Below are 17,054 nucleotides of genomic sequence, written 5' to 3'. Positions count from 1 at the left end.
AAGGAACACGCGTGCGACTCCTCCCCCGAAGGCTCCCCATCGTGGCGGGCCTGGCCCTGACCGCGCTCGTCACGACCCAGCCGGGCATCGCCCAGGCCCGGCCGCCGCACGAGCGGCCCGTGGACGTGCAACTGCTGTCCATCACCGACCTGCACGGCTATCTGCGCCCGCACGACGACGCGGCCAACGGCACCGTCAAGGACGCCGAGGGCAGGACGATCGTGGTCGGCGGCGCTCCCTACATCGCCACCCACCTGAAGCGGCTCCGGGCCGGCCACAAGAACTCGATCACCTTCTCCACCGGCGACAACTTCAGCGGCTGGCCGACCGAGGTCGCCTACCACGCCGACGAGCCGACCATCGAGTTCCTCAACCGCGTCGGCGTGGAGTTCAGCGCCGTCGGCAACCACGAGCTCGACCTGTCGCCGTCGTTCCTGCGCGACCACATGGGCAAGGGCCGCTGCTTCGGCGAGGTCGACGTGGACAGCTGCTTCACCGACTCGACCGGCCGGCGCTTCCACGGCGCGGACTTCCCGTTCTCCTCGGCGAACATCACCGCCAAGGGGTCGGACAAGCCGCTGCTCGCGCCGTACGTCATCCGGTGGGTGAAGCCGGAACGCGGGCCGAAGATCCCGGTGGGCTTCATCAACCTGACGACCCCCACCACGGTGGGCGGCTCGACCTCCTACCAGCCGACTCTGGACAACCTCTCGCTGGTGGAGACCGCCAACCGCTACGCCGCCGAGCTGAAGCGCCGGGGCGTGGAGGCGATCGTGGCCAACGTGCACGAGGGCGGCACCGCGGGCGACGTCTACGACCGGTGCAACGCCAACCCCACGGGCCCGGTGTTCGACTTCGCCCGGCAGGTCACCCCGGACATCGACGCGATCGTCACCGGCCACTGGCACGCCCTGTTCAACTGCTCGGTGCCGGACCCGGCGGGCGACCCGCGCCCGGTGGTCGAGGCGGCCAACCACGGCAGGCTGATCAACGAGATCAACCTGCGGATCGACCCGGCCACCCGGGACGTGATCCGCTCGGCGACCACCTCGGTCAACCACCCGGTCACCCGTGACGTGCCCGCCGACCCCGAGATGGTCACGCTCGTCGACCACTGGGTGAACCGGGGCGGGCAGACCTACGCCCGGCCGGTCGGCACGATCACCGGGGACCTCACGCGGACCCGCGACGCCGACGGCGAGAGCACGCTCGGCAACTTCGCCGCCGACGCCGAGTACGCCGACTCCCGGCGCACCCCGGGCGGGAACGCCGACCTCGCGATGGTCGCCGTCGCCCCGGTCAAGGGCTCGGTGGCGCTCCGCGGCGACCTGCGGTACGCCAGGGGGACCAACCCGGCCGACGCCGACGGCACGGTGCTGTTCGGTGAGGCGTGGTCGGCCTTCGGCTACGCCAACCCGGTGGTCACCGTCTCCGTCACCGGCGCGGCGATCGAGCAGGCACTGGAGCAGCAGTGGCAGACCCAGGCGAACGGCTCGGTGCGTTTCGCCCCGCTGGCCGTCTCCGGCAACGTCCGCTACTCCTACGACGCCACCCGGCCGGTCGGCGACCGGGTGAACCCCGCCGACGTCCTGATCGACGGCAGGCCCCTGGAGACCGGGCGCACCTACCGGCTCGCCGCCCTGGCCTACACCCTGATCGGTGATGACGGCTACACCGCGTTCGCCGGGTTCACCGACGCCGTGCGCGGCAGCCGCGACTACGAGGCGTTCCGCGCCCACTTCGCCCAGGGCCCCGTGACGCCCCCGGCCCTCGACCGGGCCACCGCGCTGCGCTGACCCCCGGCCGACCGTACGGCCCGCGCGGCGGTCGTCGCCGCGCGGGCCGTACGCCGGAAGGCCACGTGGGCCGTACCGTCCTCGTGGCCCTCGAAGGCCACTCGCCGTAAGCGGCTCCCGGCGGGGTGCGAGCCGTACTGTACCGATCATTCCAAAAGTGCTACGGTGACCGCATGGCACGGCCGAGGACGTTCGACGAGGACCGGGCCCTGGACGCGGCGATGCACGCCTTCTGGGAGAAGGGCTACGAGGCCACCTCGACCCAGGACCTGTGCGACGCCACCGGACTGGGCCGCAGCAGCATCTACAACGCCTTCGCCAGCAAGCACGACCTGTTCAAGCGCGCGCTGGCCCGCTACATCGAGACCATGAACGCCGCCCAGTTCGCCGTCCTGGAGGACGAGGGCAGGCCCGGCGCGGAGCGGATCCGCACCCTGTTCGCCATGGTGATCGGCGACGACCCGGACGACCGGCGCGGCTGCCTGGCCGTCAACACGGTCGTGGAGCTCGCCGACCGGGACCCGGAGGCGGCCGGGATGCTGGAAAGCGACACCGCGCGCCGGCTGGCCGTCATGCGCGCGGCGCTGGAGGCGGGGCAGCGCGAGGGCGGCATCACCTCCTCCCGCGACGCGGGCTCCCTGGCCCGCTTCGTCAACGCGGTGATCGCGGGGCTGCGGGTCTCGGGTCAGGGAGGCGCCGACCGCGCCACGCTGGAGGCCATCGTGGCGACGGCGATGGACGCGCTCACCCGCGAACCCGCGCCTTCCGACCCCGGGCCGGCCGGACCGCCCGAGCCCTCCACCCCGGGTCGCTGACCACCGGCCCACCGGCGACCTACTTTCCGAGGCCGTGAGTTGAGGACGGCTTCGGGAACGCCTGGCCGTACGAACCGGACGCCGGGGTAGGGAACCGGCAGGCCGCACGCCGCGGCGCCCGCGCCGTCCCACCGGCCGCCGCGGGCGTCCCGTCGGCCCGCCGGAGGACCCCACACGGAAGGTGAGGACCAGCAGTGGCCCACGCATGCAGGAACGGCCTGATCGCCGGCGCCGTGAGAGCGCGACCCGAGAGGGCGGCCTACATCGGTGATCTTGGCGGGACGGGCGTGGCCTGCAGATAGGTCAGGACCGCCATGACGCGCCGGTTGTGGTCGTCGGACGGAGGAAGGCCGAGCTTGGCGAAGATGTTGTTCGTGTGCTTGCCGACCGCCTTGTCGGTGACGTGGAAGCGGGCGGCGATGGCCAGGTTGGACATGCCCTCCGCCATGAGCGTCAGCACCTCACGCTCCCGGGCCGTCAGCGCGGCCAGCGGTTCGTCCCTGTCGCGGCGGGTCAGCAACTGGGAGACGACCTCCGGGTCCATCGCGGTGCCGCCGGCGGCGACCTGACGTACCGCGTCGACGAACCGGTCGACGTCGCCCACCCGGTCCTTCAGCAGGTACCCGACCCCGCCGGAGCGGTCGGACAGCAGCTCCCTGGCGTACAGCTGTTCCACGTACTGCGACAGGATCAGCACGGGCAGTCCCGGAACCCGGGCGCGTGCCTCCAGCGCGGCGCGCAGGCCCTCGTCGGTGAAGCCGGGCGGCAGCCGTACGTCGATCACGGACACGTCGGGGCGGTGCCGGACCAGCGCCGCCAGCAGCATGGGCCCGTTGTCCACCGCCTCCACGACGGTGAAGCCGTTCGCCGACAGCAGGCGGATCAGCCCGTCCCTCAGGAGGGCGAGATCTTCGGCTATGACAACGCGCACGGGACCTCCATGGTCAGTTCGGTCGGACCGCCGGGAGGGCTGCTGACGGTGAGCGAGCCGTCGAAGGCGGACAGGCGGCCCTCGATGCCGCGCACGCCGGTGCCCCCGTCGCGGCGGACCGGGCCGTGGCCGTCGTCGCCCACGGTCAGACGGAGTACGCCGGCGGTGTGCCGCAGTCGCACCCACGCGCGTGAGGCGCCGCTGTGCTTGGCCACGTTGGCCAGTGCCTCGGCTGCGGCGAAGTACACGGCGGACTCCACAGGCGGCTGTGGGCGGCCGGGCAGGTCGATGTCGACCTCGACCGGCATCGGGCAGAGCAGCGCGGACGCCTCGATGGCGCCGGCCAGGCCGCGGTCGGTCAGCACGGGCGGATGGATGCCGCGCACGAGGTCGCGCAGGTCGGTCAGAGCCTGACCGGCGATCTCCCGCGCCTCGTCGATCATCCGCAGCATCTCGTCCGGGTCGCGGGAGCCGCGGGCCAGTCCCAGGTGCATGCGGACGGCGATCAGCTTGGCCTGCGCGCCGTCGTGCAGGTCGCGTTCGATGCGGCGTAGCTCGGCCGCGCGCGCGTCGACCACCGCGGCCCGTGACGCGGTCAGCTCCCGAATCCGCGCGTCCGGTGTGGGCCCCGCGTCCAGCAGCCGCCGCGCCAGCCGTGCCTGGCCGGTACGGAACAGCGGGACGGCCATGAGGACGACCACGGCGATGGCCACGGTGGACAAGCTGAGAGCGAACGTGTTCAGCACGCTTGTCTCGGCCGGCTGCAGCCGGAGGAAGACGTAGTCCAGGGCGGACAGCATCACCCACACCACCGCCACGGGGGCGGGGCCCGTGACGCCGTGCACGGCCAGCCAGGCCAGCTCGCGCCGCGTGCCGGGGTCGCGCAGCGCGGACGCCGGACCGGCCCGCCGCCTCCCGCCGGTCTCGCGCGAGTGGCCGGGATCGCCGGCTCCGGCACCGTCCACGGCGCTGTCCAGGCCGAGCACCTGACCCGCCCAGCGGCGCTGGAACCCGGCCAGGTGGCGGACGGCCACGAGCACGCGGGCGAGCGACGCCGACCCGAGACCGGCCACCGGCACCAGGGCGGCGCTCGCCGACACCAGGATGAGCAGCGTCAGCGCAGCCAGGCCGGTGACAGCGTTCAACGCCAGGCCGGTCACCCCGTTCAGCGCGTACGCCGCCAGACCGGTGACCGCCTTCCGTGCCGGCCCGCCGCGCGAGGGTCGTGTCCCCATCACAGATGCAGTCTGCCCTGCCATGAGGAGAAAGGCGGTGGGTCCAGACCTACCCCCGGGGTGGCGTTTTCCCACCCCGGCCGGTGGGACCGCACCCATGGAGGCCGAGGCCACGGATCACGAGGCTGGTCGGGCGTGATCAGACAGACGAATGAGGGTGAGACGTGATCGAAGTGAGGGGACTGACCATGCGGTACGGTCGCACGCTCGCCGTGGACGATCTGACCTTCACGGTGAAACCGGGCCTGGTCACCGGATTCCTGGGCCCGAACGGCGCCGGCAAGTCCACGACCATGCGAGCGGCACTCGGGCTGGAGATCCCCGCCGCGGGCGCGGCGCTGGTGGAGGGGCGCCCCTACGCGTCGCTGCGCCGGCCCATGCACACGATGGGTGCGCTGCTCGATGCCGGGGCGGTGCACGGCGGCCGCACGGCCCGCGCCCATCTCGGCTGCCTGGCACGCAGCAACGGCATCGGCCCCCGGCGGGTGGCCGAGGTCCTCGACCAGGTCGGTCTGGAGGATGTCGCGGACCGGCGGATCGGCGGGTTCTCCCTCGGCATGAAGCAGCGGCTGGGCATCGCGGCAGCGCTCCTGGGCGACCCGGCGGTGCTGATGTTCGACGAGCCGCTGAACGGGCTGGACCCGGAGGGCATCCGCTGGATCCGCGACCTGCTGCGCTCGCTCGCGGCCCAGGGCCGCACCGTCCTGCTGTCCAGCCATCTGATGAACGAGCTGGCGCTCACCGCAGACCACGTCGTCGTCATCGGACGCGGCCGGCTGATCGCCGACACGACCACGGACGCGCTCGCCGCACGTTTCCAGCGCGACGTGCTCGTGCGCGCGACGCACCCGGAACGGCTGGCGCAGATCCTGCGCGCGCACGGCGCGACCGTCACCGCCGAGCACGCGGACCCGCCGACGCACGACAGGCCCGGGACCGGCGGCCTGTCCGTACGGGGCCTGGACGCCGCCGGGATCGGCGATCTGGCGCTGCGGGCCGGAATCGCGCTACGGGAGCTGACACCACGCAGCGCCTCGCTGGAGGAGGCATTCATGGAGCTCACCGAGGACAGCGTCGAGTACGGCGCCCGCCCCGTCACCGCGGAGGTGGCCCGATGATGGACCGGATGGCGGATGCCGTCGCCTCAGAGTGGTACAAGTTCCGCTCGCTGCGCTCGAACGCCTATCTGCTGGCCGCCTCCCTGCTCGCCGTGCTGGCCTGCGCGGGGGTGGCGTACCTGATGGGCCGGGGGTTCGACCACCAGACGGCGGAGGAGCGGTTGCGCTTCACCGGCAACGGGAACGGGCTGGGAACCGGACTGCCTCTGGCCTACTTCGTGTTCGGCACGCTGGGCGCGCTCACGATCACCTCCGAGTACGCCACCGGGATGATCCGTACGAGCCTGGTGGCGGTGCCGCGGCGGCAGCTGTTCCTGTTCGCCAAGATCCCTGGCCTGGCCGCCGTCACCTTGGTCGCCGGTCAGCTGCTGGCATTCGCCATGCACCTGGCCGCCCAGGCCGTGCTCGGCGAGCGCGCCGGTCAGTTGCTGATCGACGGGCAGACCCTGGGCACCCCGCTCTCCGACCCGGGAGTGCTCGCCTCGGTGGTGGTCGCCGGGCTGTCCATGGCGGCTGCGACGCTGATCGGGCTGGGGGTGGGCGCGGCGCTCCGCTCCACTCCCGGGAGTCTGGTCGCGCTCGTCATGATCTTCCTGGTGCTCCCGGTCGTCGCTCAGGCCCTGCCGTCGCCGCTGCGGGCGCAGGCCGGCTCGTACATGATCGATAATCTGCCGACCCAGATCGCCGGGGTGGGCGGCGGCCTGCTGTCCCCGCCGGCGGCGGCCGCGCTGCTCGTCGCCTACCTCGCCGCCGCGCTGACGGCGGGCGCGGCGGTCACCGCGCGGAAGGGACGCAAGGGCGGGGTCATGGTCGTCGGCGCCGCCGCAACGCTCCTGGCCGGCCTGGTGGCGGTGCCCGTTTCCGGCGACTCGGCGGATACCGGGCCGTCCTCGCCGGCCTGGCGGCCGTGCGAGGACAAGGACGCCCCCCGGGACATGCGGTGCGCCTCTGTCCAGGTGCCCCTCGACTGGAAGAAGCCCGCAGGGCGGAAGATCACCATCCCGCTCGGCCTTCTGCCCGCCTCCGGCAGCGAACGCCGGATCGGCACGGTCTTCTCCATCCCCGGTGGCCCCGGAGCGTCGGGCATCGACGACCTGAAGCAGTTCCACGGGAAGTTCGCGCAGTTGCGTGACCGCTTCGACGTGATCAGCTTTGCCCCGCGCAACACCGTCAAGCCCGGCGGCGTGCTGCCGTACGCGTGCCTCGCCACCGGCCCGTGGATCACCCTGCCGGACGACCGTGCCGAGTACGCCGCGCTCGCGCGGACGAACCGCGAACACGCACAACGGTGCCGCGCCGCCGATCCGGAGTTCTTCGACCACATGGACTCGGCCTCCGTCGCACGGGACATCGAGGCGGTCCGCGTCGCCCTGGGCGAAGAACGGCTGAGCTTCCTCGCCAACTCCTACGGCGGACATCCCGCGGCCGCCTACGCTCGCCTGTTCCCCTCCCGCATCCGCGCCATGGTCATGGACGGCACCACCGGTCACGTCGAGGACACCGCCGCCGAAGAGCCCCGCATGTACGAGCGGGCTGAGCGGCAGATGGAGCGGTTCGCCGCCTGGTGCCGTTCGGCCACGGCCTGCGCCCTGCGCGGCCAGGACGTCGGCGAGGTGTGGCGCCGGCTGGTGACCGCCGCGGACCGCTCACCGGTGCCGGTGAAAAACGATCCGTCCGGGGCCGCTTACACCGGGCTCGACCTGAAGGTCGCCGCAGCCCCCAGTTTCACCTCACCGGGTCAGGAGCCCGAGGTCCCGCGCTGGGTCCAGTTGGCCGACGCGATCAAGAAGGCCGCCGACGGCGACGCCTCGGGGTTCGCCGACTACGTCAGACAGGCCTCGGCCAGCCCCAAAGTCCCCTCGCTCATCGGGCAGAACATGACGCACTGCCTGGACGGCGCGGGGTACGGGAGCTACGCCGCCTACCGCAGGGCGCTCGGGAGGGCGCAGGAGCTGTCGCCGAACTTCGCGGGACAGCGGGCGTGGTGGCCGCTGGCCTGCGTCGGCTGGCCCGCGCCCGTCACCAACCCGCCGGCGCCGCTGCCCGCCCGTGGGCTGGCGCCGTTTCTGGGGGTCGGCAGCTGGACGGATCACGATGAGGTCGCGAGCATCATCCGCCATGTGCCGGGCTCGTCGAGCATCCGGTACGAGGGACACGGCCACATGCTCTACCTCTACGGTAAGGGCGGCTGCGTCACCGCCCACGTCAACCGCTACCTGACGAGCCTGAGACTCCCGCCTCCGGGCACCACCTGCCAGGCCACCGGGTGACCACCGACCGCGCGACCCCGTTTCCACGTCCACATCTTTCCCATCTGGTCGCTCATCGGCCTGGTCGCCGGCGTGGCCCTGGGCTTCGGCCACCCCACCGCCCTCACCCGCCTGCCGCCCTACGGCGGCTGTCCGCCCGGACATCGCGGCGACGACACCCACCACGGCGCCCACCATGCGATGGGGCACGCCATGGCGCGACCATCTCGACCGGCACCGTACAGGCCGGCGACCAGCCGGATCAGAACGGCCAGTGGCGGTAAGCCGCGCCCCGACGCTCGCCAACGCCACTGGACGGTCGGTTACCGCTCATCCCCCGGATCCCTCTTGAAGCCGGCAAAGGCCCGGCCGTGTCTTCGGAAGCCGTCAGAGGGGGGCGCGGCCGAATCTAGTTCAGCATCTTATAGTTAGATGCAGTACTATCTGGGCTGGAATCAACTTAAAGGAGCAACCATTGCGTACTCTTCTCCGCGGCGTCCGTCTCTTCGACGGCGAGCGCACTCTGCCCGGCGCGGACATCCTCATCATTGATGACCGGGTCGCGGAGCCCGACGGGCGACCTGCGGACGTGGAGATCGACGGCGCCGGCAAGACTCTGCTGCCGGGCCTGATCGACGCGCACACCCACGTCTCGGACGGCATGCTCGCCCAGGCGCTGACCTTCGGGGTGACCACCGAGCTCGACATGTTCTGCCTGCCCGGCAACCTGGCCCGTCAGCGCCGGCTGGCTGCCGAACGCGACGACGTGGCCGACCTGCGCAGTGCGGGGGTTCTCGCCACCGCGCCGAACGGGCACCCCAGCCAGATCATGGCCGCCGAGGCCGATTCGCTGGCATGGCTGGGCGACGCGGTCGGGCCCTTCGACACGATCGCCGAGGCCGGGCAGGCCAAGGCGTTCGTGGAGGCGCGGCTGTCCGAAGGCATCGACTACCTGAAGATCGTGATCGACGACGGCTGCACCGCCGGGCTGGACCTGCCGGTCATGGACCCGGAGGTCGTGGCGGCTCTGGTCGAGGCCGGCCACGCGGCCGGGCTGAAGACCATCGCGCACGTCGCGACGGCGCACGACACGCTCGTCGCGCTGGATGCGGGCATCGACGGCCTGGCGCATGTCTTCCACCACAGCGAGCCGGGCGACCCGTCCGTGGAGGACCTGGCCGCCCGCATCGCGGCGCACGGAGCCTTCGTGATCACCACGCTCGCCTACATCGAGGCGATCGCGCAGGACCCGGCCGGGGTGGAGCTGGTGCGCGACGAGCGGATCGCCGCCCGCCTGTCCGATCGGGACAAGGCCATCATCGACCGGGACTACTCGGCGGTGCCCGTTCACCCGGAAGGCCCCGCCACCGCCCGCCGGGCCACCCGGGCCCTGCACGAGGCCGGGGTGGCGCTGCTGGCCGGTACGGACGCCAACTTCTTCGCCCCGGTGCACGGAGTCGCCATGCACCGGGAGCTGCTCATGCTCACTGAGGCGGGCCTGAGCCCCGAAGCCGCTCTGGCCGCCGCCACCAGCGTTCCCGCCGAGCACTTCGGACTGACCGACCGCGGCCGCATCGCGCCCGGTTCGCGTGCCGACCTGCTGCTGGTGGACGGCGACCCGACCAGCGACATCACCGCCACCCGCGCCATCGCCGAGGTCTGGCGACGCGGCGTCCGCCAGACCCGCTGAGGAGCACGACCCATGTTCATGAAGATTTTCCGGGGCGCGGTGGCGCTGCAGACCGTCGCGCTCCTCGTCCAGGCCGTCACCGCCGGACTGTTGTTGTCCTCCCCCGATGGCCGGGCGCTGCACAGCGCAACCGCCCTGGTCCTCCTGCTGACCACGGTGGCCCAGCTGGTGGCCGCGATCCTGGTGTGGCGTCCGGGCCGGGGCCCGGCACGTTTCGCCGTTTCCGGCGCGATCCAGCTCGTACTGGTACTCACGCAGATGGCGCTGGGTTTCGCCCACGTCAAATCGCTGCACGTGCCGCTCGGGGTGGCGATGTTCGGCTTCAGCATGCTTCTGCTCGGCCAGGTGACGCCGTTCGGCGGACGGCGGCAGGCGGCGGCGGCATGACGATGAGCAGGAGGCAGGCGCTAAGCCTGCTGGGCTTGGGGGCCGCGCTCGTCGCGGCCCCCGGCTGCTCGCTGATCCCCGGCCGTGCCGCACAACCCCGGCTGCTGACCAGTACCGCGGCGCTGCCCGGGCCGTTCACCGTACCGCTGCCGATCCCCAAGGTCGCCGAGCCCATCAGGCCGGGGCACTACGAGTTCGAGCAACGCGAGACTCGGATGGAGATCCTGACGGGCCTGAGCACACCGGTGTGGACGTACGGCGGGCAGTTCCCCGGGCCGACGGTGCGGGCGCGCAGCGGGGAGGCGACGACGGTGCGGGTGATCAACCGGCTGGGCGTGCCGACCGTGCTGCATCTGCACGGCGGGCACACCCCACCCGAACACGATGGCTTCCCGACCGACCTGGTGCAGCCCGGTACCGCCCGCGACTACCGGTTTCCCCTGCGGCAGCGGGCCGCCACCCTGTGGTACCACGACCACCGCATGGACCGGACGGGCCTCCAGGTCTGGCGCGGCCTGGCCGGCTTCTTCCTGGTGGAGGACGCCGAAGAAGCGGCGTTGCCGCTTCCCGAGGGAGACCGCGACATCCCGCTGATGATCTGTGACCGTTCCTTCGCGGAGGACGGCTCCATGCCTTACCCGGCCCACCCCGACAGGATGGGGGTGCTTGAGGCCTGCATGGGCGGCGTACTCGGCGACGTCATCCTGGTCAACGGCGCGCCGTGGCCGGAACTGAAGGTGGCCGGAGCCCGCTACCGGCTGCGTCTGCTGAACGCCTCCAACGCCCGGGCCTACGAGCTGTCCCTGTCGAACAACGCGCGGATCGTCCAGATCGGCAGCGACGGCGGTCTGCTCACCGCGCCACGGCCGGTCGACAAGATCCGGCTGGCCCCCTCGGAGCGCGCCGATGTCGTGGTCGACTTCTCCGGCCACCGCCCGGGCGATCACATCGAGCTGCGCAACCTGGCCGGAGAAGGCCGCCAGGCCCAGATCATGCGCTTCACCGTAGACCGCGACGAGCCCGACGACAGCAGAGTTCCCGCGACACTGTCCCGCATCGAGCGCCTGGACCCCAGGCAGGCGGCGGTGACCCGGGAGTTCCGGTTCACCAGCGGCAAAACCCATCACGGCACCGGCTGGCTGATCAACGGCAAACCCTTCGACCCCAACCGGATCGACGCCCGCCCCCGGCTGGGGGACATCGAGATCTGGCGCATCTCCAGCGACGTGACCCATCCCTTCCACCTGCACCTGGTCCCCTTCCAGGTACTCAGTGTGGGCGGCGAGCCTGTCACCGCGACGCCCGAGTGGAAGGACACCGTCGAGGTCCGCGACAACCAGGTAGTCGAGATCATCACCAGGTTCACCGGATACCGGGGCCGCTACGTGCTGCACTGCCACAACCTCGAACACGAGGACATGGTCATGATGGCCACCTTCGAGGTCGTCTGAAGCGCTCAGCCCCAGGACCCCGGCAGGCCGCGGCCCGCGAAGCACATGAGTCCACCGTCCGATGGCACCGCGCCGAGATGCGACCGCAGGAGTCCCGCCACCTTCCGCGGTCGCACAGGAGAGATGCCCGGGTGCGACTCCGGTCGCACGCGATGACGACCCGGGATGGATGTGGCATCGCGTGCCCCGCCCCGAAGGCGGTCGGCACCCGCGTGGCGCAGTGGACCGACCCACGCCGCCCCGAGAGCTTCACGGCATCGCCTTCTCCTGCTCGATGGGGTCGTTGCCGGCGGTGACGTCCTGGTCGCCGAAGCCGATCCGCCTGCAGAACATCAGCGCCCGCTCGGCCCCGTCACCGCCTTCGCGGCGCCCGGACCGATGGCGATCTACTCTCCGAGGCCGTGAGTTGAGGACGGCTTCGGGAACGCCTGGCCGTACGAACCGGACGCCGGGGTAGGGAACCGGCAGGCCGCACGCCGCGGCGCCCGCGCCGTCCCACCGGCCGCCGCGGGCGTCCCGTCGGCCCGCCGGAGGACCCCACACGGAAGGTGAGGACCAGCAGTGGCCCACGCATGCAGGAACGGCCTGATCGCCGGCGCCGCCGGAACCGTGACCCTCAACGCCCTGACCTACCTCGACATGGCCGTCCGCGGCCGGGGGCCGAGTTCCACGCCCGAGCAGGCCGCGGGGATCCTCGCCGGCAAGACCGGCCTCGACCTGGGCGAGGAGGAGACCGCCGAGCACCGCAAGGAGGGCATCGGCCCGCTGCTCGGCATGGCGGCCGGCCTCGGAGTGGGGGTGGCCTACGGGCTGTTCCGGCGGGCCGTGCCCCGTCTCCCCCGGCCGCTGGCCGTGCTCGCCGTGGGCGCGGCGGTGATGGTCGCGGGCAACGCGCCGATGGTGACGCTGGGGCTCACCGACCCTCGCGAGTGGGGGACGGAGGGCTGGCTGTCGGACCTGGTCCCGCATCTGGGCTACAGCCTCGCCACCGTGGCGGCCTATGAGGCGATCAGCCGCTGACCGGCGCCCGGCCGGACCGTTCCGGCCCCGCCCGGGCCGGAACGCCCGGATCACCCCGACCGGGCTTGATCGCCGGGTCAGGATGTCCAGGCCACCGCGTTCGGGCCGGTGTGGTTCAGGCCGGGGCCATGAAGGTGCCCGGGCTGCCGTCGGTGGCCCGCCACTCCGGGCCGCGCTCCCGGCTCGCCCCGGCCAGTGCCTCGCGGACCCCTTCGGCGTCCTTGTCCGTGGCGTAGACGGGAGTGCCGGGCTGCTGGCGCCAGGAGTCGTCCAGGCCGCCGGCGTCGACCGGGTCGAAGCCGAGCTGGTCGATCAGGTCCATGACGACCCTTTTCGCGGCCTCGTCGTCGCCTGCGACCGGCAGGGCCACGCGCCCCGGGGCCCCGGCGGGACGGCCGTGCTCGGCGAGGTGCCGGGCGTAGATGTTGTTGAACGCCTTGACCACCGGACGGCCGAGGCGCTTTTCCACCCAGCGGCTCTCCGGCAGGCCGGACTCGATCTCCTTGATGCGGCCGTCACGCTGCCGGGGGTAGTAGTTGCCGGTGTCGACGACGACCACGTCGTCCGGCACCCCGTCGAAGAGGCCGGAAGGCAGCTCGGGCACCCGGCACTCCGGGATCGTGATCACGACGAGGTCGGCCCCGCGCGGCGCCTCCTCGACGGTCACCGCCTTCGCCCCGGTCTCCGAGGCCAGGTCGGCGAGGGTCTGCGGGCCGCGCGAGTTGGCCACCGTCACCTCGTGACCGAGGTCCGTCAGCCGCCGGGTGAGGGCGCCGCCGATGTTTCCGGCGCCGATGATGCCGATCCTCATGGTCGCTCCAGGGATTCTCCGGGAATGCGGCGTGGCCGTCCGCTCCGGGCCCCGGGACGAGCGGGCCGGCGCGGCCCCGGACGGGCCGTGGAGGCGGGCGCCACCGGAAAACCGATCGTACGCGAAATGGCCGCCGTCGCGCGTTCCGCGCCACGCAAAGGAATTCCCCTCCGGATTCCGGAGCGATTAACGGTGATTCGAGGCAAGACGGCGCGGACCGGAATTCCGGAACGCGTGCGGCGGGCGGGTGCCCGCCGCACGCCGGACGCGGATCAGCAGCAGGGACGCCTGCCGCCGTCGGCCTTCGCGCCGGTCCAGACGCCGTCGCCGCCACATCCGGACACGCAGCTGCCCTTGACGGGCGTCGCGTGCGCGGTCGCCTTACGGCCGAGAAGGGAGATGATCCGGTCGGTGACGCCGTTGACGAGCTTCATCTCAGAGACCTTTCGCCGGAACGGTCATTAATTTATCCATAGTCTTACTTGCATCAACTAAATACGTCAATGCGCTCATTGTGAATTATTTCCGGCGGTCTCTCCGAGCCGCCTCACCACGACGCCCTGTATCCGGGCGGCGGCGAAGAATCCCTCCTGGCGGGAGTCAACGCTGTGCCCAGGATTGTCCCCGAGCAGCACGAACCGGTCGCTCGGCACCGGCGTGCCCGCGGCCCCGGCCAGCGCCGGCCCGAGGCCGTCCGGCACCGGGTCGCCCGGCACGGCCGCCACCCGTTTGATCAGCAGCCGGCGGGCCGGCCGTCGCGGCCGGACGCCCTCGTACTCGGGCAGCACCACGACCACCTGCCCCGGCCGGACCCGCCCCGGCCGCACCGGCCTGGCCAGCACGCGGTCCCCGTCCGCGAAGGCCGGTTCCATGCTGGGCCCGCTGACCGTCGCCACCACGAGCCGCCGCGCCCACCGGAGCGCCGCAGCGGCGGCCACGGCCAGGGCCGCGGGGATCAACCACCACACGTCACACCACCGTCCTCGTCCCGTCCCGCCGGTCCCACATCGCACCGCCGTCCCCGTGCCGGACCGCCGACTCCACGTCACACCACCGTCCTGGACCGGTATCCCGACGCCTGCAGGGTGAACAGCCGCGCGTACTCACCGCCGGCGGCGACCAGCTCGTCATGGCTCCCCTCCTCCACGACCACGCCGCCGGACAGCACCACGATGCGGTCGGCGTCCCGGACCGCGCCCAGGCGGTGCGAGATCAGCAGGCTCGTGAGGCCGTTCCGGTACTCCTTGAGGCTCGTGTGCACCTCGTGCTCGGCGGCGGCGTCCAGCCCGGCGCTCGGCTCGTCGAGGATGACGAGGTCCCGGTCGGCGCGCATGAAGGCGCGGGCCAGCGCGACGCGCTGCCGCTGCCCGCCGGACAGGCCGACCCCGACCGCCTCCCTGTCCACGTCGCTGGTGAACCGGCGGCTCAGCAGGGTCCGGTAACCGTCCGGCAGCGCGGCGAGCGTCTCGTGCACCCCCGCCCGCCGCGCCGCCGCCTCGACGCGGTCCTGGTCGTGCAGCGCGTCCAGGTCGCCGACGCCGACGTTCTCGGCCGCGGTCAGCTCGTAGTCCATGTAGTCCTGGAACACGGCGCTGATCCGCCCGCGCAGCGCGTCCGGATCGGCCTCGCGGATGTCGACGCCGTCCCAGAGCACCGCGCCCCGGGTCGGGTCGTAGAAGCGGCACAGCAGCTTGACCAGCGTGGACTTTCCCGCGCCGTTGAGCCCCACCAGGGCGACGGCCCGGCCGTACGGGATCACCAGGTTCACCCCGCGCAGCACCCAGGGGTGGCCCTCGGAGTAGCGGAACCACACGTCCCGCAGTTCGATGCCCCGCCGCAGCGGCGGCAGCGCGGCCGGCCGTACGGCCACCGGCAGGTCCGGGACACCCCGCAGCACCGTGAGGTAGTGCCGGAAGAGCAGCAACGACTCGTGCGCCCTGGCGATGTCCTGCGCCACGCCGCCGAGCGCCGCCTGCACGCCCATGACGGCGGTGATGAACATCGCGACGTCACCGACGCTCAGCCGGCCGGCGCGCGCCGCCGCGACCGCCCACACCAGTCCCGGCACCAGCACCGCGACACCGACCAGGCCCAGGCCCGCCCGGACGGCGAACTCCCGGCGGTCCACCCGGCGCTGCGTCGCCTCGTGCGCCCGCCGTTCCGCCAGCATCCGGCCGCGCACGAACCCGCCCAGGCCGAGGAGGCGCACCTCCTTGGCGGCCCGTTCCGTCGCGAGCAGGTCGCGGTAGAAGATCTCCCGCCGCTCCGCCGGGGTGATCTCCCAGAACGCGGCCGCGCGGTGTTTGCCGAGCAGGAGCTCGGCGGCGAGCACCGGGACGCCGGACAGCAGCACGATCACCGCCATCAGCGGGCTCAGCGCGCTCACCAGGCCGAGCAGCCCGGAGATCGTGAGGGCGCTGCGCGAGACGCCGAGGAGTCCCTCGATCACCCGGTTCGGCCCGCGCCCGCCGGACTCGTCGGCGAGCTGCAGCCGGTCGAGGAAGGCCGGGTCCTCGAACGGTGCGAGACCGCGGATCCGCGCCACCGCGGTGAACAGCCGTTCCTTGGCGAGGGCGCCGATCTCCCGTTCCACCTCGGCGCGCAGGAACGTCCCGGCGGCGGTCAGCGCCATCGACCCGAGCACCGTGGCGCCCAGGGCCCCGGCGAGCAGCGCGGGCTCACCGAGGCTGGAGTCCCCGGTCAGGCCGTTGACGATCGCCCGGGTGAGCCACGCGGTGCCGACCGGCAGCGCCGCCGACACCAGGGTCACGACGACGTAGAGCGCCAGCCGCCCGGGAGCCGCCCGTACGGCGAGCCGCGCCGCCTCGACGATCCGGGCCGCCGTGCCGTCACCGGTCCGCGGCGGGGTCGCGGGCTCGCCGCCGGTCGGCGACGGGACGGTGAGACCGGCGGGACCGGCGGGACCGGACTCGCGCTCCTCCCCGGTCCCCGACGGGCCGGTCATGGCCTCGCCGCCGCCAGGCCCGGCTCGTATCCGCTGGCCCGGATGGTGTGGTCGGGGTTGAGGACGCAGAACGCCGGGGTCGCGTAGAGGTGGAAGGCGACCTGCACCGGACCGCGTTTCTCCTCCACCACGACCCGCGCCACCGGGTCGAGCCGTGACGTCATCTCCACCGCCAGCTCCGGCGTGCCGCGCACCACCGCGAGGACCTGCCGTGGGTCGGCCCTCCGCTCCGCCTCGGCGATGAACTGCGGCAGGCGGTCGTGGCAGACCTCGCAGTTCCAGTTGAAGAAGCCGACGTACACCTCGCCGGTGAGGTCCGCCCGCGTCAGCGGCTCGCCGTCGAGCGTGACCGTGGCGAAGTCACCGATCTCCACGCCGTCCGGCAGCATCGGCGGCACGCCCGCCTCGACCTCCGCCAGCCGGTCGGCCTGCTCCCTGACCTTGCGCAGCAGACCGACGGTGAGCAGCAGGTTGAGCAGCGAGACCACGGTGAGTACGGCGACGAGAGCGGTCATGGGTTCTCCTATCGCTTGTGTTCCGCGCCGGCCGGAACAGCGCGACGAGGTCGTCGATCACGGTCACCAGG

Annotated in this window: 15 protein-coding genes; 8 read left to right on the top strand and 7 right to left on the bottom strand. The window is 72.5% G+C overall.

The features are described from left to right. Positions 1-11: 11 nt before the first annotated feature. Together ACQP10_RS10535 and ACQP10_RS10530 are read left to right on the top strand one after the other, a co-directional pair. Positions 12-1,796 (top strand): bifunctional metallophosphatase/5'-nucleotidase, encoded by a 1,785-nt coding sequence (locus tag ACQP10_RS10535; protein ID WP_433541280.1) that lies wholly within the window; start codon positions 12-14, stop codon positions 1,794-1,796. 173 nt (positions 1,797-1,969) lie between these two features. Further along, on the top strand, positions 1,970-2,611 hold the full coding sequence (locus tag ACQP10_RS10530; RefSeq protein WP_433541279.1) for a TetR/AcrR family transcriptional regulator: 642 nt from the start codon (positions 1,970-1,972) through the stop codon (positions 2,609-2,611). A 259-nt stretch (positions 2,612-2,870) separates the two neighbouring features. Here the strand turns inward: ACQP10_RS10530 and ACQP10_RS10525 are convergent, their stop codons facing one another. Continuing rightward, a complete protein-coding gene (locus ACQP10_RS10525; protein ID WP_346020580.1) occupies positions 2,871-3,542 on the bottom strand; it encodes a response regulator transcription factor in 672 nt (223 codons plus the stop codon). After that, complete coding sequence (locus ACQP10_RS10520) at positions 3,527-4,777, bottom strand: sensor histidine kinase (RefSeq protein WP_346020581.1); 1,251 nt, start codon at positions 4,775-4,777, stop codon at positions 3,527-3,529. Before ACQP10_RS10520 ends, ACQP10_RS10525 begins: the two co-directional genes overlap by 16 nt. A 164-nt stretch (positions 4,778-4,941) precedes the next feature. Here ACQP10_RS10520 and ACQP10_RS10515 point away from each other — a divergent pair, with 164 nt between their 5' ends. The 6 genes from ACQP10_RS10515 (at position 4,942) to ACQP10_RS10490 (ending at position 12,692) form a co-directional block, all read left to right on the top strand. Continuing rightward, positions 4,942-5,895: an ABC transporter ATP-binding protein gene (locus ACQP10_RS10515; protein ID WP_346020582.1), complete on the top strand. Its 954-nt coding sequence runs from the start codon at positions 4,942-4,944 to the stop codon at positions 5,893-5,895. Between the two features lie 8 nt (positions 5,896-5,903). Then, positions 5,904-8,165 (top strand): alpha/beta fold hydrolase, encoded by a 2,262-nt coding sequence (locus tag ACQP10_RS10510; RefSeq protein WP_433541278.1) that lies wholly within the window; start codon positions 5,904-5,906, stop codon positions 8,163-8,165. Between the two features lie 454 nt (positions 8,166-8,619). Next, complete coding sequence (locus tag ACQP10_RS10505) at positions 8,620-9,834, top strand: amidohydrolase family protein (RefSeq protein WP_433541277.1); 1,215 nt, start codon at positions 8,620-8,622, stop codon at positions 9,832-9,834. A 12-nt stretch (positions 9,835-9,846) separates the two neighbouring features. Further along, complete coding sequence (locus ACQP10_RS10500; RefSeq protein ID WP_346020585.1) at positions 9,847-10,221, top strand: hypothetical protein; 375 nt, start codon at positions 9,847-9,849, stop codon at positions 10,219-10,221. Further along, positions 10,218-11,672 (top strand): multicopper oxidase family protein, encoded by a 1,455-nt coding sequence (locus ACQP10_RS10495; RefSeq protein ID WP_433541276.1) that lies wholly within the window; start codon positions 10,218-10,220, stop codon positions 11,670-11,672. The genes ACQP10_RS10500 and ACQP10_RS10495 overlap by 4 nt, the downstream gene beginning before the upstream one ends. A gap of 561 nt (positions 11,673-12,233) precedes the next feature. Further along, positions 12,234-12,692: a hypothetical protein gene (locus ACQP10_RS10490; protein WP_399499688.1), complete on the top strand. Its 459-nt coding sequence runs from the start codon at positions 12,234-12,236 to the stop codon at positions 12,690-12,692. Between the two features lie 115 nt (positions 12,693-12,807). On the opposite strand, the gene ACQP10_RS10485 is transcribed toward ACQP10_RS10490, so the two are convergent. The 5 genes from ACQP10_RS10485 to ACQP10_RS10465 form a co-directional block, all read right to left on the bottom strand. Beyond that, positions 12,808-13,518: an NADPH-dependent F420 reductase gene (locus ACQP10_RS10485; RefSeq protein ID WP_433541893.1), complete on the bottom strand. Its 711-nt coding sequence runs from the start codon at positions 13,516-13,518 to the stop codon at positions 12,808-12,810. Positions 13,519-13,775: 257 nt separating this feature from the next. After that, positions 13,776-13,937, bottom strand: coding sequence for a hypothetical protein (locus ACQP10_RS10480; RefSeq protein WP_179818726.1), 162 nt, complete (start codon positions 13,935-13,937; stop codon positions 13,776-13,778). 75 nt (positions 13,938-14,012) lie between these two features. Continuing rightward, the gene (locus tag ACQP10_RS10475; RefSeq protein WP_346020590.1) at positions 14,013-14,471 is read right to left on the bottom strand and encodes a S26 family signal peptidase; all 459 of its coding nucleotides are present in this window, start codon (positions 14,469-14,471) and stop codon (positions 14,013-14,015) included. 77 nt (positions 14,472-14,548) lie between these two features. Next, positions 14,549-16,468 carry an ABC transporter ATP-binding protein gene (locus ACQP10_RS10470; RefSeq protein WP_433541275.1) on the bottom strand — a complete coding sequence of 640 codons (1,920 nt, stop codon included), beginning with the start codon at positions 16,466-16,468 and terminating at the stop codon, positions 14,549-14,551. Further along, complete coding sequence (locus ACQP10_RS10465) at positions 16,465-16,983, bottom strand: hypothetical protein (RefSeq protein WP_346020592.1); 519 nt, start codon at positions 16,981-16,983, stop codon at positions 16,465-16,467. The genes ACQP10_RS10470 and ACQP10_RS10465 overlap by 4 nt, the downstream gene beginning before the upstream one ends. Between the last annotated feature and the right edge of the window lie 71 nt (positions 16,984-17,054).

The organism is Streptosporangium sandarakinum (assembly GCF_050942225.1).
In the GTDB taxonomy this organism is placed as follows: Bacteria; Actinomycetota; Actinomycetes; order Streptosporangiales; family Streptosporangiaceae; genus Streptosporangium; species Streptosporangium nondiastaticum.
Note: the sequence above shows the minus strand (reverse complement) of the source record. Positions and strands in the feature narration are given on the sequence as shown.

Coding starts and splice junctions, on each gene's coding strand:
- ACQP10_RS10530 (WP_433541279.1), top strand. CDS start 1,970: ATGGCACGGCCGAGGACGTTCGACGAGGACCGGGCCCTGGACGCGGCG.
- ACQP10_RS10520 (WP_346020581.1), bottom strand. CDS start 4,777: ATGGGGACACGACCCTCGCGCGGCGGGCCGGCACGGAAGGCGGTCACC.
- ACQP10_RS10510 (WP_433541278.1), top strand. CDS start 5,904: ATGGCGGATGCCGTCGCCTCAGAGTGGTACAAGTTCCGCTCGCTGCGC.
- ACQP10_RS10500 (WP_346020585.1), top strand. CDS start 9,847: ATGTTCATGAAGATTTTCCGGGGCGCGGTGGCGCTGCAGACCGTCGCG.
- ACQP10_RS10495 (WP_433541276.1), top strand. CDS start 10,218: ATGACGATGAGCAGGAGGCAGGCGCTAAGCCTGCTGGGCTTGGGGGCC.
- ACQP10_RS10480 (WP_179818726.1), bottom strand. CDS start 13,937: ATGAAGCTCGTCAACGGCGTCACCGACCGGATCATCTCCCTTCTCGGC.
- ACQP10_RS10470 (WP_433541275.1), bottom strand. CDS start 16,468: ATGACCGGCCCGTCGGGGACCGGGGAGGAGCGCGAGTCCGGTCCCGCC.
- ACQP10_RS10465 (WP_346020592.1), bottom strand. CDS start 16,983: ATGACCGCTCTCGTCGCCGTACTCACCGTGGTCTCGCTGCTCAACCTG.